At 51.0% G+C, this 22,833-nt stretch carries 27 protein-coding genes and 3 pseudogenes; 21 read left to right on the top strand and 9 right to left on the bottom strand.

The features are described from left to right. The first annotated feature begins 70 nt into the window (after window positions 1-70). The 15 genes and pseudogenes from MKQ70_RS31325 to MKQ70_RS31250 all read left to right on the top strand — a co-directional run bounded on the left by MKQ70_RS31325 (window position 71) and on the right by MKQ70_RS31250 (window position 11,112). Window positions 71-442: an HD domain-containing protein gene (locus MKQ70_RS31325; RefSeq protein WP_248078508.1), complete on the top strand. Its 372-nt coding sequence runs from the start codon at window positions 71-73 to the stop codon at window positions 440-442. Continuing rightward, window positions 412-1,296: an HD domain-containing protein gene (locus MKQ70_RS31320; RefSeq protein WP_248078506.1), complete on the top strand. Its 885-nt coding sequence runs from the start codon at window positions 412-414 to the stop codon at window positions 1,294-1,296. Before MKQ70_RS31325 ends, MKQ70_RS31320 begins: the two co-directional genes overlap by 31 nt. Window positions 1,297-1,388: 92 nt before the next feature. Further along, entirely contained in the window at window positions 1,389-2,438 is a 1,050-nt protein-coding gene (gene lpxD, locus MKQ70_RS31315) for a UDP-3-O-(3-hydroxymyristoyl)glucosamine N-acyltransferase (RefSeq protein ID WP_248078503.1), read from the top strand. 34 nt (window positions 2,439-2,472) lie between these two features. After that, the gene (locus MKQ70_RS40170) at window positions 2,473-3,093 is read left to right on the top strand and encodes a UDP-3-O-acyl-N-acetylglucosamine deacetylase (protein ID WP_282456895.1); all 621 of its coding nucleotides are present in this window, start codon (window positions 2,473-2,475) and stop codon (window positions 3,091-3,093) included. Window positions 3,094-3,152: 59 nt separating this feature from the next. Next, on the top strand, window positions 3,153-3,503 hold the full coding sequence (locus MKQ70_RS40165) for a UDP-3-O-acyl-N-acetylglucosamine deacetylase (protein WP_282456894.1): 351 nt from the start codon (window positions 3,153-3,155) through the stop codon (window positions 3,501-3,503). After that, on the top strand, window positions 3,449-3,883 hold the full coding sequence (gene fabZ / locus MKQ70_RS31305; protein ID WP_248078500.1) for a 3-hydroxyacyl-ACP dehydratase FabZ: 435 nt from the start codon (window positions 3,449-3,451) through the stop codon (window positions 3,881-3,883). Before MKQ70_RS40165 ends, fabZ begins: the two co-directional genes overlap by 55 nt. A 147-nt stretch (window positions 3,884-4,030) precedes the next feature. Continuing rightward, entirely contained in the window at window positions 4,031-4,699 is a 669-nt protein-coding gene (lpxA, locus tag MKQ70_RS31295) for an acyl-ACP--UDP-N-acetylglucosamine O-acyltransferase (protein ID WP_248078495.1), read from the top strand. Next, a complete protein-coding gene (locus MKQ70_RS31290) occupies window positions 4,683-5,300 on the top strand; it encodes an ABC transporter ATP-binding protein (protein WP_248078493.1) in 618 nt (205 codons plus the stop codon). Before lpxA ends, MKQ70_RS31290 begins: the two co-directional genes overlap by 17 nt. 266 nt (window positions 5,301-5,566) lie before the next feature. Beyond that, a pseudogene (locus MKQ70_RS31285) lies at window positions 5,567-6,724 on the top strand (MFS transporter); the annotation flags it as partial. Then, entirely contained in the window at window positions 6,721-7,092 is a 372-nt protein-coding gene (locus MKQ70_RS31280) for an MBL fold metallo-hydrolase (protein WP_248078490.1), read from the top strand. The pseudogene MKQ70_RS31285 and the gene MKQ70_RS31280, both read left to right, overlap by 4 nt. Beyond that, window positions 7,010-7,561, top strand: a complete 552-nt coding sequence (locus MKQ70_RS31275; RefSeq protein WP_248078488.1) for an MBL fold metallo-hydrolase — start codon at window positions 7,010-7,012, stop codon at window positions 7,559-7,561. The genes MKQ70_RS31280 and MKQ70_RS31275 overlap by 83 nt, the downstream gene beginning before the upstream one ends. 7 nt (window positions 7,562-7,568) lie before the next feature. Then, on the top strand, window positions 7,569-7,943 hold the full coding sequence (locus MKQ70_RS31270; protein WP_248078485.1) for a co-chaperone GroES: 375 nt from the start codon (window positions 7,569-7,571) through the stop codon (window positions 7,941-7,943). A 20-nt stretch (window positions 7,944-7,963) separates the two neighbouring features. Then, entirely contained in the window at window positions 7,964-8,521 is a 558-nt protein-coding gene (locus MKQ70_RS31265; RefSeq protein ID WP_248078482.1) for a hypothetical protein, read from the top strand. A 43-nt stretch (window positions 8,522-8,564) separates the two neighbouring features. Then, a pseudogene (locus MKQ70_RS31260) lies at window positions 8,565-10,033 on the top strand (helicase HerA-like domain-containing protein). 32 nt (window positions 10,034-10,065) lie between these two features. Next, window positions 10,066-11,112: a Gfo/Idh/MocA family oxidoreductase gene (locus MKQ70_RS31250; protein WP_248078476.1), complete on the top strand. Its 1,047-nt coding sequence runs from the start codon at window positions 10,066-10,068 to the stop codon at window positions 11,110-11,112. A 35-nt stretch (window positions 11,113-11,147) separates the two neighbouring features. Here MKQ70_RS31250 and MKQ70_RS31245 read toward each other — a convergent pair whose 3' ends face one another. The 6 genes and pseudogenes from MKQ70_RS31245 to MKQ70_RS31220 all read right to left on the bottom strand — a co-directional run bounded on the left by MKQ70_RS31245 (window position 11,148) and on the right by MKQ70_RS31220 (window position 15,968). Further along, window positions 11,148-11,369, bottom strand: coding sequence for a hypothetical protein (locus MKQ70_RS31245; protein WP_248078474.1), 222 nt, complete (start codon window positions 11,367-11,369; stop codon window positions 11,148-11,150). Further along, window positions 11,333-11,509 carry a RecQ family zinc-binding domain-containing protein gene (locus tag MKQ70_RS31240; RefSeq protein WP_248078471.1) on the bottom strand — a complete coding sequence of 59 codons (177 nt, stop codon included), beginning with the start codon at window positions 11,507-11,509 and terminating at the stop codon, window positions 11,333-11,335. The genes MKQ70_RS31245 and MKQ70_RS31240 overlap by 37 nt, the downstream gene beginning before the upstream one ends. A 2-nt stretch (window positions 11,510-11,511) precedes the next feature. Further along, on the bottom strand, window positions 11,512-11,808 hold the full coding sequence (locus tag MKQ70_RS43950; protein WP_504909806.1) for a hypothetical protein: 297 nt from the start codon (window positions 11,806-11,808) through the stop codon (window positions 11,512-11,514). Between the two features lie 279 nt (window positions 11,809-12,087). Further along, window positions 12,088-13,094: pseudogene (locus MKQ70_RS43945) on the bottom strand (RecQ family ATP-dependent DNA helicase); the annotation flags it as partial. 164 nt (window positions 13,095-13,258) lie between these two features. Then, window positions 13,259-13,873: a trimeric intracellular cation channel family protein gene (locus MKQ70_RS31225; RefSeq protein WP_248078464.1), complete on the bottom strand. Its 615-nt coding sequence runs from the start codon at window positions 13,871-13,873 to the stop codon at window positions 13,259-13,261. Between the two features lie 136 nt (window positions 13,874-14,009). Then, the gene (locus tag MKQ70_RS31220) at window positions 14,010-15,968 is read right to left on the bottom strand and encodes a heavy metal translocating P-type ATPase (protein WP_248078462.1); all 1,959 of its coding nucleotides are present in this window, start codon (window positions 15,966-15,968) and stop codon (window positions 14,010-14,012) included. A 132-nt stretch (window positions 15,969-16,100) separates the two neighbouring features. Between MKQ70_RS31220 and MKQ70_RS40160 the strand changes: the two genes are divergently transcribed. From MKQ70_RS40160 to MKQ70_RS31210, 3 genes are all read left to right on the top strand, one after another. After that, window positions 16,101-16,370 (top strand): tRNA (adenosine(37)-N6)-threonylcarbamoyltransferase complex ATPase subunit type 1 TsaE, encoded by a 270-nt coding sequence (locus tag MKQ70_RS40160; RefSeq protein WP_308199276.1) that lies wholly within the window; start codon window positions 16,101-16,103, stop codon window positions 16,368-16,370. A 17-nt stretch (window positions 16,371-16,387) separates the two neighbouring features. Then, window positions 16,388-16,528 (top strand): hypothetical protein, encoded by a 141-nt coding sequence (locus MKQ70_RS40155; RefSeq protein WP_308199275.1) that lies wholly within the window; start codon window positions 16,388-16,390, stop codon window positions 16,526-16,528. Between the two features lie 97 nt (window positions 16,529-16,625). Beyond that, entirely contained in the window at window positions 16,626-17,819 is a 1,194-nt protein-coding gene (locus MKQ70_RS31210) for an alanine dehydrogenase (protein WP_248078459.1), read from the top strand. Window positions 17,820-17,867: 48 nt separating this feature from the next. On the opposite strand, the gene MKQ70_RS31205 is transcribed toward MKQ70_RS31210, so the two are convergent. The 3 genes from MKQ70_RS31205 to MKQ70_RS31195 form a co-directional block, all read right to left on the bottom strand. After that, the gene (locus tag MKQ70_RS31205; RefSeq protein ID WP_248078458.1) at window positions 17,868-18,662 is read right to left on the bottom strand and encodes an undecaprenyl-diphosphate phosphatase; all 795 of its coding nucleotides are present in this window, start codon (window positions 18,660-18,662) and stop codon (window positions 17,868-17,870) included. Between the two features lie 77 nt (window positions 18,663-18,739). Then, window positions 18,740-18,997 (bottom strand): DUF3098 domain-containing protein, encoded by a 258-nt coding sequence (locus MKQ70_RS31200; RefSeq protein ID WP_248078455.1) that lies wholly within the window; start codon window positions 18,995-18,997, stop codon window positions 18,740-18,742. A 30-nt stretch (window positions 18,998-19,027) separates the two neighbouring features. Beyond that, window positions 19,028-19,894, bottom strand: coding sequence for a cell division protein FtsX (locus tag MKQ70_RS31195; protein WP_248078452.1), 867 nt, complete (start codon window positions 19,892-19,894; stop codon window positions 19,028-19,030). Window positions 19,895-20,049: 155 nt separating this feature from the next. Between MKQ70_RS31195 and MKQ70_RS43510 the strand changes: the two genes are divergently transcribed. The 3 genes from MKQ70_RS43510 to MKQ70_RS43500 are packed head-to-tail and all read left to right on the top strand — an operon-like array spanning window position 20,050 to window position 22,816. Beyond that, window positions 20,050-21,027 (top strand): class I tRNA ligase family protein, encoded by a 978-nt coding sequence (locus MKQ70_RS43510; protein WP_282456892.1) that lies wholly within the window; start codon window positions 20,050-20,052, stop codon window positions 21,025-21,027. Beyond that, window positions 20,949-22,511, top strand: a complete 1,563-nt coding sequence (locus MKQ70_RS43505) for a class I tRNA ligase family protein (RefSeq protein ID WP_308199274.1) — start codon at window positions 20,949-20,951, stop codon at window positions 22,509-22,511. The genes MKQ70_RS43510 and MKQ70_RS43505 overlap by 79 nt, the downstream gene beginning before the upstream one ends. Continuing rightward, window positions 22,508-22,816, top strand: coding sequence for a class I tRNA ligase family protein (locus tag MKQ70_RS43500; RefSeq protein WP_248078450.1), 309 nt, complete (start codon window positions 22,508-22,510; stop codon window positions 22,814-22,816). The genes MKQ70_RS43505 and MKQ70_RS43500 overlap by 4 nt, the downstream gene beginning before the upstream one ends. Window positions 22,817-22,833 lie beyond the last annotated feature (17 nt).

The raw sequence follows: 22,833 nt of genomic DNA, 5'->3' as shown, positions 1-22,833 counted from the left end.
ATATCATTAAAAAAGTGGGGTATGAACGATTAGTACGTTAGCTTTGTACCGCTTCCGAAAAAGTTATTGAATGGCTGAACGCAAACGTAAAATTATAAACGATCCGGTATATGGTTTCATCACCATCGACAACCCCTTGATATTCAAAATAGTATCGCACCCATATTACCAGCGTTTGCGTCGGATTCACCAGATGGCGCTTGCCCAAACGGTATATCCGGGTGCTATGCACACCCGGTTTCATCACAGCCTGGGCGCGTATCACCTCATGAGCTGCGCCTTATCAGAATTAAAAGGCAAAGGGTTCGAGATCACCGAAGAGGAAGAACTGGCGGCTAAAATGGCCATTTTGCTGCATGATATCGGGCATGGCCCCTACTCGCACGCCCCGGAACACTCGATCGTGGAGGGGTGTCGCACGAGGAAATCAGCCGCCTGTTAATGGAAGCGCTTAATAAAGAATTGGACGGCGCATTAACCCTCACTATTGAGATTTTTAACGGCATTTATCATAAGAAGTTCCTTCATCAGCTGGTTTCCAGCCAGTTAGATGTAGACAGGATGGATTACCTGAACCGGGACAGCTTTTTTACCGGCGTATCGGAAGGCGTGATCGGCTACGACCGTATCATTAAAATGCTGACAGTGCACCATGACGAGCTGATGGTAGAGGAAAAAGGGATCTATTCCATAGAAAAATTTATTGTGTCGCGCCGGCTGATGTACTGGCAGGTATACCTGCATAAAACCGTACTGAGTGCGGAAAACATGCTGGTCAAAGTACTGTCCCGCGCGAAACAACTGGCCTTAAGCGGCCAGGAACTGTTCTGCTCCCCCGCCCTGCGCTATTTCTTATATAACAAGGTGAGTAAGAGCAAGTTCGAGCAGGATCCGGAATGCCTGGCCATGTTTGTGCTGCTCGACGACTACGACGTGATGGGCGCTATTAAAGCTTGGGCGGGGCACCCGGACAGGGTGTTGAGCACACTTAGCAAGATGCTGATAAACAGGGATTTGTTCCGCGTGGTACTTAGTAACGAGGCTTTTGACCCGGAGACGATCGGCGTGCTGAAAAGCAAAGTAGCGGCGGCCTGGGGCTTTACGGGCGCCGAACTCGACTATTTCGTATTTGCCGACGACGCCACGCTGCGCGCTTATAACATGACGGACGAGAAAATCAATATACTTTTTAAAGATGGCACGTTTAAGGACATTTCGTCGATAGATAATGCATTAATCAGCCATACATTGGCTATACCGATAAAAAAATTCTACATTTGTCATCCGAAAATCTAGGCTAACAACGTTTTATAAAAGAATTAACACGTTATATATTACGTTTATATTATCCGGTGATGGCCTGGTAGGTAACATTTCAAATTATAACTATGCAGTTTAGCGCATTACAATTGGCTACCATTCTGAATGGAAAGCTGGAAGGAAATCCGGACGTTAAAGTACACAACATCGCTAAAATTGAAGAGGCGGGCGAAGGGCTGTTGAGTTTCATCGCCAACCCGAAATACGAAGAATTTATCTACACTACGCAAGCATCTATATTAATTGTAAACGACAGCCTGGTGGTGGAGCGTCCTATAACGCCAACGCTTATACGCGTGAAGGACGCATACAGCAGCTTTGCCCTGTTACTGGAAAAATACAACCAGATGGCGGGCGATAAAAAAGGCATCCAGCAGCCCTCGCACATTCCCGCTTCGGTGAAAATGGGCGAAAACGTATATATTGGCGCCTTTGCCTACCTGGGCGAAAACGTAACGATCGGCAATAATGTAAAAATATATCCCGGCGTATACCTGGGCGATAATGTGAAGATCGGGGATAACACTTGTTTGTTTCCGGGTGTTAAAGTATACGACTTTTGCCAGATCGGCAAAAATGTAATTCTGCATGCGGGTTGCGTACTGGGTGGTGACGGCTTTGGCTTTGCACCGCAGCAGGATGGCAGCTACAAGAAAGTGCCGCAGATCGGCAACGTGGTGGTGCACGATAACGTGGAAATCGGCGCCAACACAACCATCGACCGGGCTACCATGGGCTCTACGATCATTCACTCGGGCGTAAAACTGGATAACCTGATCCAGATCGCGCACAATGTGGAAATCGGCGAGAACACTGTTATTGCAGCACAAACCGGCGTTTCGGGCAGCACCAAAATAGGCCGTAACTGTATTATCGGTGGCCAGGTGGGTATCGTTGGGCACATCCAGATTGCGGATGGCACCAAGATCAATGCCCAGAGCGGATTATCTAAATCAATTACAGATCCTAATAAATCGCTCACCGGTTCACCGGCGTTTGATTATAAAAGTTCACTGAAAAGTCAGGCAATTTTTAGAAATTTGCCGGATTTGGAAAAAAGAGTGAAAGAACTCGAGGATATGGTTAAGCAATTACTATCCGAAAGAGAAGGTGTTTAAACATTTGTAAGGAACGTTTTTATAGCTATTAATTATGATGATGGAAAATACGCAGTTGCCCAACCAGCAAACCCTTAAGAGCCAGGTTACAATATCCGGCGTTGGTTTACATACCGGCGCCCATGTGAATATGACCCTTAAGCCGGCCATTGCCGGTTTTGGTATCAAGTTCCAACGCATAGACCTGCCGGACCAGCCGGTAGTAAAAGCGGATGTGGACTACGTTGTAGACACCGCACGCGGCACAACCCTTGAGCACAACGGCGCCAGGGTGAGCACCGTAGAACACTTACTGGCAGCACTGGTAGGTTGTGGCGTGGATAACGTACTGGTAGAACTGAACGGTCCGGAAATTCCTATAATGGACGGCAGTTCGCAACCCTTTATCGATATCATCGAAGAAATAGGCATACAGCCGCAGGATGCCAAAAAGATCTACTATTCCATCGATACCAACATCAGCTATTATGATGATGTGAAGAAAGTGGAAATGGTGGCTTTACCGTCTGTGGACTACCGCATCACCACGCTGATCGACTTCAATTCGCAAGTGCTGGGCACCCAGCACGCGAACCTGAAGCACATGGACGATTTCAAAAAGGAAATTGCGCCCTGCCGTACCTTCTGCTTCTTGCACGAGCTGGAGTACCGGTAGCCAACAACCTGATCAAGGGCGGCGATATCAACAACGCGATCGTAGTAGTTGATAAAGCGATGACGGAAGAAGAACTGGACCGCCTGGCGAAGATCTTCAACCGCGACAAAATGAGCGTTCAGCGCGAAGGCATCCTGAACAACATTTCGCTCCGTTTCCCGAACGAACCGGCACGTCACAAGCTGCTGGACGTAGTAGGTGACCTGGCGCTGATTGGCTACCCGATCAAGGCGCATATCATTGCGAACAGACCAGGCCACGCTTCGAACGTGGAGTTTGCTAAAAAGATCAAGGCATATATCAAAAGAATAAACACGCGAAGGATGTTCCCATCTACGATCCGAACCAGCCTGCCGTGTTTGACATCAACCGCATTGCGCGCACCCTGCCCCACCGTTACCCGTTCCTGATGGTCGACAAGATCATTGACCTCACGGACAATATGGTAGTGGGCATTAAGAATGTTACCTTTAACGAGTACTTCTTCCAGGGTCACTTCCCGAACAACCCGGTAATGCCGGGCGTGTTGCAGATCGAGGCATTGTCGCAGGTGGGTGGCATGCTGGCGCTGAATACCGTGCCGGACCCGGAAAATTACGATACTTATTTCCTGAAAATCGATAACTGTAAGTTTAAACAGAAAGTACTGCCCGGCGATACACTGGTGATGAAGATGGAATTGCTGAGTCCTATCCGTCGCGGTATCGTGGAGATGCGCGGAACGATTTTCATCGGCAATAAAGTGGCTACCGAAGCCGATCTCATTGCACAAATCATCAAATCAAGATAAGGTAAAAAACAGCTTAATGATCCATCCGCTTACGTACATACATCCGGACGCCAAAGTTGCGCCCAATGTTAAAATCGATCCTTTTACCGTTATCCACAAAAACGTAGAGATAGGGAAGGGACCTGGATAGGTTCCAATGTGACGATCATGGAAGGCGCGCGCATCGGCAGCAATTGCCGCATTTTCCCGGGCGCCGTGATCTCTGCGATTCCGCAAGACCTCAAATTCGCCAACGAAGAGACTTCAGTAGAAATAGGCAATAACACCACCATCCGTGAGTATGTAACCATTAACCGCGGTACCAAAGATAAATGGAAGACCAGCATCGGCAACAACTGCCTGATCATGGCTTACAGCCACATTGCACACGACTGCGAAGTAGGCGATTACTGCGTGTTCTCCAACAACACGACGCTGGCCGGCCACATTACAGTGGGTAGTCACGTAGTGCTGGCGGGCATGGTAGCCGTACAGCAGTTCTGTAAAATCGGTGACCATGCGTTTGTAACAGGAGGTTCGCTGGTACGTAAAGATGTACCGCCTTACGTAAAGGCCGCACGTGAGCCATTAAGCTATGTGGGCGTTAACTCCGTGGGCCTCAAACGCCGCGGCTTTTCCCTGGAAAAGATCAACCACATCCTCGACATTTACCGCATCATTTTCGTAAAAGGCAATAATATATCCAAAGCCATCCGCATCATTGAAGCCGAGTTTCCGGCTACGGACGAAAGGGATGAAATCCTTTCTTTCATCCGCGATTCCGGCCGTGGTATTATGAGAGGTTACAGCACCAAGTCCAATGACGATCTCGCTTAACAACGTTGGAAAACGGTTCAATTACGACTGGATATTCCGCGGTGTAACGCATACGTTCAGCGAAGGGCAGCAGTACGCTATCCTGGGCCACAACGGTTCCGGAAAATCAACGCTGTTGCAGGTGATCAGCGGTCACCTTCATCATAACGAAGGAAAATTAGTTTATACCCATGATGGCGCTGCGCTGGAACAGGAATACCTGTTCCGGCACAGCGCCATTGCTGCTCCATACCTCGAACTGGTGGAAGAATTTACCTTGCAGGAGATATTCGACTTTCACCAGACCTTTAAACGTTTTATACCCGGTTTTAAGCCCGGGCAGATCATGGAAGCCGTGGGACTGGAAAAAGCGGTCAATAAACAGGTGCGTAACTTTTCCTCCGGGATGAAGCAACGCGCCAAATTAGCCCCGGCCATTTTTTCGGATGTGCCGCTCCTGTTGCTGGACGAACCCTGCACCAACCTGGACGCCGAGGGTGTAGCGCTTTACCAGCGGCTCATAGCGGAACATGCCATGCAACGCACCGTGATCGTCAGCTCTAATGACCCCGACGAATACAACTTCTGCCAGCAGCTGCTGCGAATCACAGATTACAAATAGCACATCTTCCCAAATTGTTAAATATAGACCCGGAAACACGCGCTTTCCCGGGAGATTGTGTATTTTTCCGCCCGGGATTGCAAACCCTCCACGCTTTTAACCTATGAGCACAAGCAACAAAAAGTCATTAACGGCTGGGCCATGTACGACTGGGCCAACTCGGTGTATAACCTGGTCATTACAACTACCTTTTTTCCGGCCTACTTTGTAGGCATTACAAAAACGAAGCCACCAATGACTATGTAAACTTCTTTGGCCTCAATGTACTCAACTCTTCGCTGTACACTTATGCCCTGTCGTTCGCCAACCTGCTGGTGGTGCTTTGTTTGCCCATCTTATCGTCTATCGCCGATACACGCGGCAACAAAAAGGGCTTCCTGCGCTTTTTCTGTACCATCGGTGCACTGGGCTGCTCATCTTTATTCTTCTTCCGCGAAAGCATGATCGGCGCCTGGTACCTGGAGTACGGTGTGATCTGCTTCGTTATCGCCACGCTGGGATATTCCGGCGGCCTGGTATTTTATAACTCCTATCTCCCCGAAATTGCACCGGTGGAAGACCGCGACCGTGTAAGTGCACGCGGTTACGCTTACGGCTACATTGGCAGTGTGATCCTGCAACTGGTAGGCTTCTTCCTCGTCGCGGTAAAACCTTTCGGCATCGATACTACCACCGCCATCACGCTTACATTTTTGCTGGTGGGCATCTGGTGGTTCAGCTTTGCGCAGATTACATTTAAACGCCTGCCGAGCCACTTCGCGAAGGACCAGCCAAAGGGCAACATCTTCAAAGATGGTTTCGTGGAACTGAAGAAGGTATACTTCCAGGTGCGGAAAATGCCTGTACTCAAAACCTATCTGCGCGCCTTCTTCTTTTACAGCATGGGCGTACAAACCGTGATGCTCGCCGCCACCATCTTCGGTAAAAAAGAACTGCAGATGGAAGACCAGATGCTCATCTTCACCGTAGTGGTGATACAGCTGGTGGCCATCCTGGGTGCCTGGGCCATGGCGAAGTTCTCCGAAAAGTTCGGCAACTTCAAGGTATTGATCGCTGTAGTATTGCTCTGGGTATGCGTTTGCACCGGCGCGTACTTTACGCATACGCAAACACAGTTCTTCATTCTCGCGGGACTGGTAGGCCTTGTAATGGGCGGTATCCAGTCACTCAGCCGCTCTACGTACGCCAAACTGATCCCGGTAACCAAAGACACCACTTCGTTTTTCAGCTATTATGATGTAACGGAGAAACTGGCCATCGTGATCGGTACGTTCTCCTTCGGGTTCATTGAACAGGTTACGCAGTCGATGCGCAACTCCGTACTCGTACTGATCGTGTTTTTCAGCATCGGTTTAATATGGCTGTTCTCTGCTTTGCTCAAACAACGTAAATTAGCAGTAGAGAGTCAAACAGCGACAGCATGAAATTATACACCATCAATACCGGGATGTTCAAATTAGACGGCGGCGCCATGTTTGGCGTAGTGCCGAAGACCATCTGGCAGAAACTGAATCCACCGGACAATAACAATCTTTGCACCTGGGCCATGCGCTGCCTGCTCATCGAAGACGGCAAACGTTTAATATTGATCGATAACGGCATCGGCGATAAACAGGACGAAAAGTTTTTTGGGCACTACTACCTGCATGGCAATGATACGCTCGAGAAATCGCTGGCAGCACACGGTTTCCATCGCGATGATATTACCGATGTATTCCTCACCCACCTGCATTTCGACCACTGCGGCGGCAGTATCCCGGCGCGAGGGCAATACATTCGTTCCCGCGTTTAAAAACGCACGCTACTGGAGCAATGCAAGGCACTGGCAATGGGCTACACAACCGAACGATCGGGAAAAGGCATCTTTCTTAAAAGAAAATATTTTACCGATACAACAAAGCGGCCAGCTGGAATTTGTGACCTCGAAAGAAGGCATTGCCTTTACCGATGACATCAGCATCCGTTTCGTGGACGGCCATACGGACGCCATGATGCTGCCGCAGATCAAGTATAAAGACCAGACCATTGTGTATATGGCGGACCTGCTGCCCTCCGCGGCACATATTCCCATTCCCTACGTGATGGCCTACGACACACGCCCGCTGCTTACCCTCGATGAAAAGAAAAGCTTTTTGCAGGAAGCACTGGACAAAAAATACATTCTTTATTTTGAGCATGACCCCATCAATGAATGTGGCGTGCTGCAACAAACTGAAAAAGGGATCCGCCTGGGAGAAGCATTCCCCCTGAGCGCCCTGTAAACTGGCTATGCATATTACACCTGATAACAAATTGAGGAAATTGATCGTGGTGGGCGACCGGGTGCTGATAAAACCGACCACACCGAGCGACCGTACCGCCAGCGGCCTATACCTGCCACCCGGCGTGGCCGAAAGGGAAAAAACACAACAGGGATACGTGATCAAGACCGGTCCCGGTTACGCGATCCCCGTTCCATCGGAGCCCGACGAAAGCTGGAAACCGGAGGAAGAAAAAGTGAAGTATATTCCCCTGCAAGCCCGCGAAGGCGATCTGGCCATCTTTTTAGTGGGTGGATCCACAGAAGTGGAATACCAGGGCGAAAAATATTATATCGTTCCGCAGAACTCAATTTTGTTATTGGAGCGGGACGAAGAACTGTAAAACGCGATACGATGCAAAAAATGATGATTACCGGTGCAGCTTTGATGCTGGCCATTTTCAGCTCCTGCCAGCAGGGTGGAAAAACAGAAGGTAAGGATACCACCGTGACCAGTGAACAGGCGCAGGTAGATTCTGTAAAACTGTTGTCGGAAGAAGTGATGAACAGTCACGACGAAGGCATGGTGGGCACCATGAAAATGCGTAGCCTGAAAAAGAACTGGACAGCGCGATCACTGCCGACAAGAAATCGGGTAAAGCGGTCGATGCGTTCACCAAAGCAAGGATCGGGCTGGATTCAGCCAACGCCGCCATGGACAGCTGGATGCACGCATATGACATGGACATGGAAGGAAAAGACGATGCAGCGAAAAAGCATACCTGCACGCAGAACTGGAAAAAGTGAAAGTGGTGGAAGAAAAGATCAAAACTGCCATCAGCGATGCCCAGACCGCGCTGAAAAAATAACCAGTACGGCAGTCCCCCAACGACTGCCGTATGCTTTCCACATCTCCCTAAAACTTTCGCTATGGCTAATAAAGAAGCCTTTCTCGAATACATCCAAAGGGTTACACGTTTAAAGGTGAACACTTTAAACTGGGCTGCGCCATCCTCGACGGGGAAGTGGTGACCGGCGCGGACGTGCTCCTGCCGCTGAAAACGCTGAACCGCCACGGCCTCATTGCGGGCGCTACCGGTACCGGTAAAACGAAAACCCTGCAGGTGATTGCCGAAGGTTTGAGCGATGCCAGCATCCCCGTTTTGATGATGGACATCAAAGGTGACCTGAGCGGTATCGCAGCAGCCGGCGCCATCAACCCAAAAATCGAAGAAAGATACCGGAAGATAGGCGGGACTTACGTTCCGACCGCTTACCCTGTGGAGCTGCTGTCGCTAAGCCATGACAAAGGCGCAAGGCTGCGGGCTACGGTAAGTGAATTCGGGCCGGTGCTGTTATCTAAAATTTTGGAGCTGAATGATACCCAGTCGGGCCTTGTGGCCATGATCTTTAAGTATTGCGACGACAACAAACTGCCGCTGCTCGACCTGAAAGATTTCAAGAAGGTTTTGCAGTACTTTGGCGGCGAAGGCAAAGCGGAGGTAGAAAAAGAGTATGGGAAGATATCTACCACCTCTACCGGCACCATCCTGCGTAAAGTGATCGCACTCGAACAGGAAGGCGCGGAACAGTTCTTTGGCGAACCTTCGTTTGAAGTGGACGACCTGATGCGCATCAGCGACGACGGCCGTGGCGTGATCTCTATCGTTCGGGTAACGGACATACAGGACAAGCCGAAACTGTTTTCCACCTTTATGTTGAGCTTGTTGGCGGAATTATATGCCACCCTGCCCGAAGAAGGCGACCTGGACAAACCGAAACTGGTGATGTTCATCGACGAGGCACACCTGATTTTCCAGGAAGCCAGCGAGGCGCTGCTGCAGCAGATCGAAACCATTGTAAAGCTCATCCGCTCAAAAGGTGTTGGTATTTTCTTTTGCACACAGAACCCGATGGACGTGCCGCCTTCGGTACTCGGACAGCTGGGCCTGAAGGTTCAGCATGCGCTGCGCGCGTTTACTGCCGCAGACCGCAAAGCCATCAAACAAACGGCGGAAAACTACCCGCTTTCCGAATACTACAAAACCGACGAGCTGCTTACCCAGATCGGTATTGGCGAAGCGCTGGTGACCTGCCTCAGCGAAAAAGGCACACCTACCCCGCTGGCCGCCACTATGCTCACGTCGCCCCGCAGTCGTATGGACATACTGACCGACGCGGAGCTGGACAAACTGGTGAACAGCAGCAAACTCGTTAAAAAATACAACCAGACATCGACAGTGACAGCGCTTACGAAATTCTGACCGCTAAACTGGAGGAAGCGGCTGAAAAATCCGCCAAAGCAGCGGAAGAGGCGCCGGCTAAAACCAGTGGAAAGCAGAAGGAAGAAAAAGGTATCCTGGAGCAGGTGCTCACGAGCAGTGCGGCGCGGCAGGCCGGCAGAACGGCCGCCAACATCATTACCCGCAGCCTGTTAGGCGCGCTGGGATTGGGTGGGCGCAGCAGCAGTAAAAAGAAGAGCAGCTGGTTTTAATAATTTTTATCTTGCTAAAAAGAACAGAACGCATGCACGTACCCATTAAAACCGGTCTGTGCTCCTACGGACACAGCGGTTATGTATTCCACGCCCCCTTTATTCATCTGCACCCGGGTTTTGAATTCACTGCCATCGTGGAGCGCAGCAAACGCCAGGCCCAGCAACGCTTTCCCGAAGTGAAGGTGTATGGCAGCGTGGCCGAAATGATCGACGATAAAAGCCTGCAGTTGATCGTAGTCAATACGCCTAACAGCACGCACTACGAATACAGCAAAGCCGCCCTGATGGCCGGCAAACACGTGATCGTTGAAAAGCCGTTCACCGTGCATTCCGCCGAGGGCCGGGAACTCGCCAAACTGGCGAAGGAGAAAAACCTGATGCTGATCGTTTACCAAAACCGCCGCTATGACAGCGACTTTAAGATCATCCGAAGAGTAGTGCAGGAAGGACTTGTAGGCGATGTGCTGGAAGCGGAATTCCACTACGATCGTTTTAAAGAAGAACTGAGTTATAAGAAACATAAAGAAGTAGCACAACCCGGTACCGGCGTGCTGTACGACCTTGGCTCACACCTGATTGACCAGGCTTTGCAGCTTTTCGGCTTCCCGAAAGCCGTATTCGGCGACGTGCGCATCATCCGTAAAGACTCTTTGGTGGATGACTACTTCGAACTGATTTTGTACTACGATCAGCTGCGCGTACGCCTGAAGAGCAGTTACCTCGTGCGTGAACCGCTCCCGGCGTATATTCTGCATGGCCGCAAAGGTTCCTTCATCAAGTCGAAATCCGACGTACAGGAAGCGTTACTGCTGAAAGGGCTGCTGCCCGAAGGCGCGGACTGGGGTGCGGAAGCCCAGTACGAATGGGGTTTGCTCCATACCGAGATCAATGGCGAGGTAGTGAAGAAATACCTGCCATCTACGAATGGAAACTACATGGGCTTCTATGAAGACGTGTATGGCGCGCTGGCAGAAGGTAAACCCAACCCGGTAACACCCGAGCAGGGCATTGATGTGGTGAGAGAGATTGAGGCTGGCTTTAAGAGCAGCGCAGAAGGTGTTGTCGTGAAGTTCTGATTTTCGTGGCCGTCCCGGTACCCGGGGCGGCTTTTTTATTTCCGCCCGATCACCCCGTCTTTGTCCCGTACGATCATCCCCTCCGATAACATAAACTCCACCGTATCCAGTAGCAAGTCGTCCTTTATGCCGGGCAATGCTTCCACCAGTAAGGCAAACGTTAAAGGCTGCTCCAGTTGCTCCAGCACCAGTACCGCTATTTTATCAAACTGCGGGGCGCTCAGGCCGCCGGATTTTTCTTCAGGCAGATGTCGCAAACACCGCAGGGCGTGGCATCGCTTTCCCCAAAATAGCTGACCAGCGATTGTGTACGGCAAAGCTCCTGGTTCGTGGCGTAGTGCTGTACCGCATCGATCTTGGCTTCGTATATGCGGCGGCGTTCGGCAATGCGAAGCATGTCTATACGAAGGTATTGTACGGGCACGCGCTCCTGCAAAAGCAGAGCTGCGGTTCGTCTTTACGTTGCTGGTAACGGATAATCCCCTGTCGGTGCAGGCGCTGCAACCAATCGTGGATCGTAGCTTCATCGGCACGCAGGATGCGCATGAGCTGCTTTTCGTATATGGGTACCGGATTATCGAATATCCCCTGGTAGGTGCGGAGCAGCGCTTTAATCAACGGTTCCAGGTTGGAGCCATGCCGCTCATACTCCCATAGTGTTTCTTTATTGGTAATGAACTCCACGCGCGAAGGCATGTACACGCTTTCGCTCAGCTGCACGATGCCTTCGTGTTCGAGAATGCGCATAGCGCTGTAGGCCACGGTAATGTTCAGGCCGAACTTGCGCGCGAAGTCATTAATATCAAAGTCGAAATACACATTTTCGGCGCTGCCGATCGGCACCTGCAAATAGTTCACCACCCCCTGGTATACCTCGCGGATCTCGTCCAGCTGCGGGAATTGCAGTGGAATGCGGGCTTTCATTTCGGCCAGTTCCTGTTGCGTATATAACAGGATGCCGTACGCCTTTTGCTCGTCACGGCCGCCGCGGCCGGCTTCCTGGTAATAGGCCTCCGGGCTGTCCGGTACGTCATAGTGGATCACCGAACGTACGTCCGGCTTGTCGATCCCCATGCCAAAAGCGTTGGTACATACGACTACGCGGGTACGACCGGTAATCCATTCTTCCTGCCTGCTGGCGCGTTCTGCGGCGGGTAAACCGGCATGGTAATAATCCGCGCTGATGCCCTGCGACTGCAGCAGCGTGGCTATTTCTTTAGTATGCCGGCGGTTGCGGCAATAGACCACTGCACTGCCGGGTACCCTGTCCAGGATATGCCGGATGCGGTTCAGTTTCGCCTCTTCTTCAAAAACGCTATAAGACAGATTACTGCGTACAAAGCTCTTGGTAAAAACCTTGCCGTTGTCGAACTCGAGTTTCTCACAAATATCTTCCCTCACTTTTAGCGTAGCCGTAGCCGTTAAAGCCAATATGGGCGCTTCGGGAAAATAGCTGCGGATTTCTGCGATCTTCAGATAGGCTGGCCGGAAATCGTAGCCCCATTGCGAAATACAGTGCGCTTCGTCCACGGCGATGAGTCCTACATCCAGCGTAGCACAATGCGCCTGGAAATTCGGGCTTTGCAGGCGCTCCGGCGAAATGTATAAAAACTTGATTTTGCCATTCCGCGCCAGGTCCATCACCTTTTCCACATCCTTAAAAAACATACCGGCATAAATAGCCATGGCGGGAATGCCGCGCTTCTCCAGGTTTTGTACCGGTCTTTCATCAGGGCGATGAGCGGCGTTACTACCAGGCAAATGCCATCCAGCATCATGGCCGGCACCTGGAAACAAATGGACTTTCCTCCGCCCGTGGGCAGCAAAGCCAGCGTATCATGACCATTCAGCACGGAGTTCACGATATCTTCCTGTAAGGGCCGGAACTGATCGTACCCCAGTATTTTTGTAGTATGGAAACAGGTGAAGCCAAAGCGGCTTAAAAATACAGAAACTTTCAGCGGATAAAAAAACCGCTCCATATGGAACGGTTGTATTGCCGTGCAAGCTATACGTCAGGTATAAAGTCAGGACCAGGGTTTTCGGGAGTAATAAACAATGTATGCGTGTTATCGGTTACAAAGAAACCTTATCTCCCGGAAAACCCTTTATACATTCAGGAAAACAATTTACGCAATGCGGAATATCAGCTGTTCCTGCTGAGATGTGGCAGCGACCAGCCTCTCTTTAGAGAGATGATGCGGATGGAAATGACGGTAATGATGCCCACAATTTCATTCACGTTCTCCGGAACGCCCAGCTGGCGCAGTAAAACAAATATAACACCGCCGGCCAGGCAAGCCGTAGCGTAGATCTGCCGTGAAAAGATGAGCGGAATTTCGTTCACCATCATATCACGGATGACCCCGCCAAAGATGGCCGACATCATACCCAGGATAACCGCCGCTAAAGGATTTACACCGAATTGCAGGGACTTTTCCACCCCGAGGATCGTGTAAAAACCAATGCCGATCGTATCGAACAATAATAATGATTTGCGATACTGCTGCAGACGTTTTCTGAAAAAGATAGTGAGCAGCACACCCGTTGAAATAGCGAGAATGTAATAAGCATCCTTTACCCAGGCGATGGGATGCACGCCCAGCGTAACATCGCGGAGAGTACCGCCACCGATGGCCGTGATAAAGCCGGTAAAAAACACGCCGAAAAGGTCGTGGTACATTTTTTTGTCCCAGGCAGCCAGCGCGCCGGATATGGCGAACGTGAACGTGCCGATAATATCGATCCAATAGATCATCATGGCGGTAACGAAAGATTAAGTACGCAATGTTACAACACTTTCTTGAACCGCAACCGTACGGAATTTATGGCCAGTACAATGTCCGATACCGCCATCACCGCCGCGCCCAATATAGGATTGAGAAAGCCCAGTGCTGCTACCGGTATGGCCACCACGTTATACGCAAAAGCCCAGAAAAGATTTTTTTGATGGTAATGTAGGTATGCTTCCCCAATCCCATGGCCAGGGGCAAGGCGCCGAGATGATTGTTCAGCAGCACTACGTTCGCGCTCTGCATAGCCACCTGCGTGGCATCGCTCAGCGAAATGCCGATAGCCGCTTTCGCCAGTGCGGGCGCGTCGTTAATGCCATCGCCCACCATGGCCAGGGGCGCCACTTTCATAAGTTCTTCCACCTTCTGCAACTTCTGGGCGGGACTCTGCTCCGCATATACTTCGTCGATCCCCAGCTGCTGGGCGATATGGTAGCACTTGGAAGCCATATCGCCGCTCAGTAATATTGTTTTGATACCGGTGGCTTTTAATTGCCTAACAACCGTTACTGCTTCGGGCCGCAGTTCGTCCGTGAAGTCGATCCAGCCTGCCAGCTCATTATTTTTTACCAGGTAGATGTTGTGTGCTTTTTCCTCCGTGAGCCCTTCGGCCATTTTATAGGAACCCAGCCGCCATTCGTTGCCGGCTTTGTCTCTGGCCATCATTCCCACACCTTTTTGTTCGCGCACCTGTTGCAGCTGATAATCGCCCGCACCTTTCCATTGTGCCGTAATGGACTTAGCCACCGGGTGCGAAGAGTATTTTTCCAGGTTGATGACAATCGCTTTGAATTGCTGCTCGTCCATCCCAATCGCCTTATAAGCGCCGAGTTGCAGCTTACCTGTCGTCAATGTCCCCGTTTTATCGAATACGATTTGCCGGATGTTACGGAACATTTCGAGCGTATGTCCGCCTTTGATGAGGATGCCGTTGCGGGCGGCGCGGCCCAGCCCGACCATGACGGCAGCGGGGGTAGCTAATCCCATCGCACAGGGACAGGCGATCACGAGTACGGCTATACTCCGCATCATCGCACTACTGAAAGGCGTGTTACCGATCCAGTACCAGCCGGCGAACGTGAGTACGGCGATCCCGAGCACCAGCGGCACAAATACCGCACTGATGCGGTCGGCCAGCTTTTGCATGGGCGGCTTATTGCCCTGGGCCTGTTTTACCAGTTCGATGATATAGGACAGTACAGTATCCTTGCCGGTGGCGGTGATGAACAACTTGATACTGCCTTCCTCCAGGATCGTTCCGCCAATCACTTTATCCTTTTCCTTTTTGGCCACCGGCGCACTTTCCCCGGAAATCATCGACTCATTCACATGGCCGCTGCCCCAGTAAATAGTGCCGTCCATTGGTATTTTGTCGCCCGTGTTAACCAGTACCTGGTCGCCTACACGCAGCTCGCGGTTATCAATTTCATGAATATGCTCCGAGCCGTTTTCCGCGTGAATTTTGCGGGCGGTGGTAATCTGCATCCGCGCCAGTTCGGCGATGGCGGTGGTGGTTTGTTTTACAGAGCGCTCTTCCAGCAGGTTGCCGAGGAAAACGAGGGTGATGATGGCGGCCGCGGTTTCGTAAAACAGGTAGTCGCTGCCCAGTTGCAGCAGCGTACCGGTAAGACTGTAAAAATAAGCCGCCGTGGCGCCCAGCGTGACCAGTACGTCCATATTGGCCACCCCGTTACGTAAGGAACGGAACGCGCTGCGCCCAAAATGAGCCATGCCAACGAGGTATACGGGCGTGCTTAATGCCAGCTGTACCCAATGATTATGCAGCCAGTGCCAGCTTACCCACATGTGCAATAACAAGGGCAAGGTGAATATCAAACAGAAAAAGAATTTGAAAGCAAGCGTCTTATAAAAAGACTGCTTTATCGCTTCGGCGCCCGGTAGCACCACCTCATACCCCAACTGGTTAATGCCTTCCAGCACCGGCGTGACATCTGCTTCCGCCGGCAGCGAAAAGCTCAGTTCCTCTGTTGCGAAGCTGATAACGGGATTGTCTACCCCCTTTTTTTCCGGTATTTGGAGATGGTAAGCGCACAGTTGGCACAATTCATCCCTTTCACCTTACAGTTGATGGTTTGCATAGCCTGATTCGTTTGCACCGGGGTTGCGGGCCAATGGGCGGCCTCGACAAAATTACCAAACCATGGCTTTAAGGACCGAACTTTTAATGCAACCAGCGTGTATTTTTGCGGAATGGAAATGATCTTCTCATTCGATGAAATAGGACAAACGGCCGCCCGCTTCTGGGAACAGTTCCCCGAACAACGGGTGTTTGTACTGCACGGACAAATGGGCGCCGGCAAAACCACGTTCGTCAATGCCCTGTGCGCTGCCAGGGGCGTGGAAGACGCCACCGCCAGTCCTACCTTTTCGATCATAAACGAATATAGGTACCACGATGCAGCCGGCCGGGCCCGCTCTATCTTTCACCGGACCTCTACCGCCTGAAAAGCGCACAGGAGGCTGTGGAAGCAGGGGTGGAAGACACGCTGTACCAGCCGGACGCCATCAGCTTCGTGGAGTGGCCGGAGATTGTGGAAGAACTGCTTCCCGAAGGCACGATACACCTGCACCTCGAAGTATTGCCCGATCAAAAAGGCGGCTGACAGCCGGTGCAGCTGTTTAACAAATTAGCTTATCTTTGGCAGGACCTAACATTACCGAAATATTTCACAGTTTATGGAGCAAAGGCAAAAACCTGTTGTGAGTGCTGGCTTTACTTATTCCCCTCTGGAAGAAACGCTTGACATACGGCAGAAAAACCCGCGGCTGTTCATCGGTATCCCGAAAGAAACGTCTTTTCAGGAAAACCGCATCGCGTTAACGCCGGACGCGGTGAGCATCCTCTGTAACAACGGCCACCACATTGTGGTGGAACACAAAGCCGGCGACGGCTCACACTTTTACGATACCGACTATTCAGAAGCCGGCGCCGAAATCGTGTACGATAAAAAGGAAGTTTACAAGGCCGAGATCATCGTTAAATCAGCCCCGCTGAGCGACGAAGAAATTGAACTGCTCCACCCTCACCAGATCGTTATTTCCCCTATCCACCTGGCACTGTTAAAGGCGCCGCAGGTACAAAAGATGATGGATAAACGCATCACGTTGCTGTCGTACGAAAACCTGAAAGACGATGCGGGCACTTACCCCATTGTACGGGCGATGAGCGAAATTGCCGGTGGCGCGGTCATGCTGATCGCCGGTCAGTACCTGAGCACGAGCAATCGTGGTAAAGGCATTTTGCTGGGTGGGGTTACCGGTATTCCGCCAACGAAGGTGGTGATCATCGGTGCAGGCATTGTAGGCGAATTTGCGGCCCGTACGGCCATGGCCCTTGGCTCCTCCGTAAAAGTATTCGACAACAATATCTATAAGCTGAAAAGGCTGCAGAACAACATTGGCGTTCGGGTATTCACCTCCGTGATACAACCCAAAACGCTGGCCGATCAGCTCAAAACGGCCGACGTGGCCGTGGGCGCCCTATCTTCTCAAAGCGGGCGAACGCCCATCGTGGTCACCGAAGCCATGGTAAGCAACATGAAAGCCGGCTCCGTGATCGTAGACGTGAGCATTGACCGCGGCGGTTGTTTCGAAACCTCGGAAGTAACCACCCATGAAAACCCGGTGTTTAAGAAGTACGATGTGTTGCACTACTGCGTGCCTAACATTCCTTCTGGCTTTGCCGGTACGGCTTCGCAGGCGATAAGCAATGTGCTGATGCCGCTGCTCCTCGAAGCCGCCGACGATGGTGGTTTCGAAAACCTGGTGTGGATCAAACGCGGCGTGCGGAATGGCATTTACCTGTACAAAGGCGCACTGACCAACTATCACCTCAGTGAAAAATTCAAATTAAAATATACGGACCTGGAGTTATTGCTCGCCGTAAAAGGATAAAAGCAAAAGCCCCGGAATTCCGGGGCTTTTGCTTTTATGTAGATGTGCTTACACTTCCAATGAATAACCTGCCAGCAGAATAGCGATGATGGCCAGTCCCACCACGATACGGTAGTAACCCCACATTTTAAATCCATACTTCTTCAGGGTGCCGATAAAGAATTTGATGGCCAACATGGCCACCACAAACGCCACGGCATTACCGATGGCCAGCAGTTTCCAGTTTTCGGGATTCGCCGTCAACAGCTCATGACCTTTCAGGATCTTATACCCGGTGGCCGCCGCCATGGTAGGCACTGCGAGGAAAAACGAAAACTCTGCTGCCGCACTGCGTGTCATTTTCTGCTGCATACCACCGATGATAGTGGCCGCACTGCGGCTCACCCCCGGCAACAAGGCCAGGCACTGGAACAGGCCGATACGAATGGCCTGGAAGTAGCTGATCTTTTCTTCTGAATCGATTTCGGGTTTATTGAACCACTTATCAACAAATAATAACACCACGCCGCCAAGCACGAGCATCACTGCCACCACCATGGGGTTTTCCAGGGCCGCATCGATGTAATCGCCCAACAGATAGCCGAGGATCAATGCCGGCAGCACCGCAAATATCAACCTGATGTAAAACTGGAAACGGGAGAAGTCGAAAAATTTCTTCCAATACAACACCACTACGGCCAAAATAGCGCCCAGCTGAATACACACCTCGAACAACTTGGTGAATTCATCTTTATTGATGCCCATAATGGCGCTTGCAATAATCATGTGCCCGGTGGACGAAACGGGGATAAATTCGGTTAATCCCTCTACAATGGCGATAACAACCGCTTCAAAAATGCTCATCTGTTTTAGTGCTTATCAAAACAAAAGCGATGAGCTATTCATCGCTTTGGCTTCATTTATAAGAAATATGTTCAGGTTTATGCTTTAGGCTTACGCATGATCGCGTATACTTCCACACCCAGGCCGATCAGGATCACGATTGGCGCCAGGGTAATTCTGCGGAAACTGTACACGTCTTTCGCATCGAAAGAACCGTCGGAATTGCCACCGCCCATCATCAGCAGGAAACCAATAATGATCAGCACTACGCCGGCCAGCATATAAATGTAATTGTCTTTGCTGAACAGGCCTCTCGGGCTTTCAGATGTAGTTGTTTTTGCAGCTTCTTTAGCCATAAATAATTATTTCAGAATAAGTTATCAAAATTAATAAAGATCGTCGAGCCGCAGTTTCAGGTATTTCATCACCGAACGATGCGTGCTCAGGAAAGAAATGCCGATTCCCGGGATGATGAGGCCGACGAACAGCACGCCCAGCAGGAAGAAGTCGCGCATATTCTTCAGTTCGGGCACCTGCGTTTCCATAAAATAGATGATCGCAATGAGCCCCATAATTGCCAGCAGTGCGCTCACCGCGCCGTTGATAATGCTGCGCACATCAAACGGTTTGGCAATGAAGCCCCGCGTTGCCCCTACCATTTGCATGGTTTTAATCAGGAAACGATTGCTGAACATCGCCAATCGAATGGTATTATCGATGAGCACCAGTACCACTATGGCCAGCACAATGCTGATCACCGTGAGTACCAGGCCTATTTTACGTACGTTTTCGTTCAGTTGCTGCACCAGGGTACGCTGATAGTAAATTTCCCGCACATTGCTCCGCGCTGTCAGGCGCTGCTCGATTATTTTCAGGCTGTCCGGGTTTACATAAGCAGCATTGGGGCTGATTTCGATAGCATACAGTGGGTTATAGTCCAGCACAGAAGAAAAGTCCTCGAATTCCTTTTTAAAATCTTCCGCCGCCTGCGCTTTGGAGATATACTTGATATTTTTGGTGAATGGCTGTGCCGCGAGGGTGTCCCTTAAAGCCAGCGCCTGTTGTTCGGGTACATCATCCCTGAAAATAACGTTCAGCACGATGCTTTCCTTGAAATATACGCTCAATTTAGTGGCGTTGATCATGATGAGGCCGAGTACGCCCAGCATAAGCAGCACGAGGGCTACGCCGACGATAGAGTAAATGTAGGAAGGCTTCGATTTCTTAGCTGACGATTTTCCGGGTTGAGCCATTAATCTTTAGTTTATTGGCGAAAATAATAAAAATTAGCAGTTATGTTTACTTTTGCCATCTTAAACGGCATTTTAACATTTTTATTTTTTAATATATAGATTGAACGCTGTTCCAGTGCATGGGCGGCGCGTAAATTTCAGAACACCTCAGTTATATGGAATACAATTTCAGAGCGATCGAACAGAAATGGCAGCAGCGATGGAAAGATACGCACGCCTACCGCGTGCCGAATAACAGCCCCAAACCGAAGTGTTATGTGCTGGACATGTTCCCCTACCCTTCCGGCGCCGGCCTGCACGTAGGTCACCCGCTCGGTTATATCGCCTCCGACATCTACGCCCGATACAAACGCCTGAAAGGCTTTAACGTGCTGCACCCCATGGGCTACGACGCCTTTGGTCTGCCCGCCGAACAATATGCCATCGAAACCGGGCAGCATCCGGCCGTAACGACCGAAAACAATATTAACGCCTTCCGCAACCAGCTCGATAATATCGGCTTTTGCTACGACTGGGAACGCGAAATCCGTACCAGTGATCCGGCTTATTATAAATGGACACAGTGGCTCTTCCTCCAGCTGTTCGAAAGCTGGTTTAACCGCAAATTGAACAAAGCACAGCGCATTACCGACCTCGTGGCCATCTTCGAAAACGAAGGCAACGCTCACCACGAATGCCCGGGCGACCGCTCTATCCGCTTTACTGCCGCGGGCTGGAAAGGCTTTTCTGAAGCTGAGCAGCGCGACATCCTCATGCAATACCGTATTGCCTTCCTCGCTTACGCCGAAGTAAACTGGTGCGCCGAACTGGGTACCGTACTTGCCAACGATGAGGTGATCAACGGCGTGAGTGAACGTGGCGGCTTCCCCGTCGTAAAGAAAAAAATGCGCCAGTGGTTTTTACGCATCACCGAATACGCCGATCGCCTGCTCGAAGGACTGGAGCAGGTGGCGTACAGCGAGGCGATGAAAGACATGCAGCGCAACTGGATCGGCAAAAGCCGGGGTGCAGAGATTTCTTTTGACATTGAAAATGTGGAAGGACAGCAACTCGTGTGCTACACCACACGTCCCGATACGATCTTCGGCGTGGACTTCCGGTACTCGCGCCGGAACACGACCTGGTGGAACTGATTACCACACCGGAACAACGCGCGGCGATCGACGAATATAAAAACTATGTGCAAAGCCGCTCTGAACGCGAGCGCATGGCCGAAGTAAAACAGGTGACCGGCGCTTTCACCGGCGCTTATGCCCTTAATCCGTTCAATGGCCGCCAGATCCCGATCTGGATTTCCGAGTACGTGCTCGCGGGCTACGGCACCGGCGCTATCATGGCCGTTCCGTGTGGCGACCAGCGCGACTTTAACTTCGCCAAACACTTCGATATTCACATTACCAATATCGTAGGCGACGCCTACACCGGCGAAGAAGCCAATCCGACCAAAGAAGGCAAACTCGTAAACAGCGATTTCCTCACCGGCATGGATATGAAACCGGCCATGGAACTGGTCATTTCCGAACTGGAGAAATCCGGCAAAGGCAAACGCCAGATCAACTATAAAATGCGCGACGCCGGTTTCAGCCGCCAGCGCTACTGGGGTGAACCGTTCCCGATCGTTTACAAAAACGGGATTCCTTACGCAGTAGCCGAAAATGAACTGCCCGTTGAACTGCCTTTCGTAGAAAACTACAAACCCGGCGCCGAAGGCGAAGGTCCGCTCGCGAACGTGCGCGACTGGGTAGAACTGGCCGACGGAAGTCTGCGCGAAACCAATACCATGCCCGGTTACGCCGGCAGCAGCTGGTACTTCCTGCGCTTCATGGACCCGCACAATGCCGACACCTTTGCAGACCGCGCGGTGACTGATTACTGGAACCAGGTGGACCTTTACATCGGTGGCACCGAGCATGCGGTAGGTCACCTGCTGTACTCCCGCCTGTGGACAAAAGTATTCTACGATCTCGGCTTCATTAGTTTCGACGAACCTTATAAAAAACTCGTAAACCAGGGTATGATCACCGGCAGCAGCCGACTGGTATACCGCGTTCGCGGCACGCACCAGTTTGTATCTGCAGGATTGAAAGATAAGTACGAAACCGACGAGCTGCACGTAGACGTGAACATGGTCGACGGCCTGGAGCTGGACACCGAAGCCTTTAAACAATGGCGCCACGACTATGCCAATGCCGAGTTCATTCTCGAGGACGGCAAATACATCTGCGGCACGCTCAACGAAAAAATGAGCAAGCGTTACTTTAACGCAGTAAACCCGAATACGCTGGTAGAGAAATATGGCGCAGATACCTTCCGTATGTACGAGATGTTCCTCGGTCCGGTAGAGCAGAGCAAACCCTGGGAAACCAAGGGCATTGAAGGCGTACACCGTTTCCTGAAAAAACTTTGGCGCCTGTTCGCCGACGAGCAAAAGGGCTTAATCATCACCAACGACGCGCCCACGGCCGACGAACTGAAAACATTACACAAAACCATTCGCAAAATCGACGACGATTCCGAGCGCCTCAGTTATAACACGGCAGTGAGCGCCTTCATGGTATGCGTAAACGAACTAAGCGAACTCAAATGCCATAAAAAGCCATTCTCGAAAACGTATTGATCCTGCTTACACCGTACGCACCGCACATCAGCGAGGAACTGTGGAGTCTCATCGGCAACAGCGGATCGATACTGGACGCGGCTTACCCGGTATTCAACGAACAATACGTTACCGAAAGTGCAAAAGAATACCCGGTATCGATCAACGGTAAAATGCGTACCACGATTAATATTTCGCTGGACGTGGAAGCCGACGAAGCCGGCAAAATAGCCTTGGCCAACGAGATCGTACAAAAATGGCTCGAAGGAAAAGAACCGAAGAAAATCATCTTCGTAAAAGGGAAAATGATCAACATCGTTATATAAAACAAAGGGGGCTGACC

The sequence above is a fragment of the Chitinophaga sedimenti genome (assembly GCF_023156195.1).
Classification (GTDB): Bacteria; Bacteroidota; Bacteroidia; order Chitinophagales; family Chitinophagaceae; genus Chitinophaga; species Chitinophaga sedimenti.
Note: the sequence above shows the minus strand (reverse complement) of the source record. Positions and strands in the feature narration are given on the sequence as shown.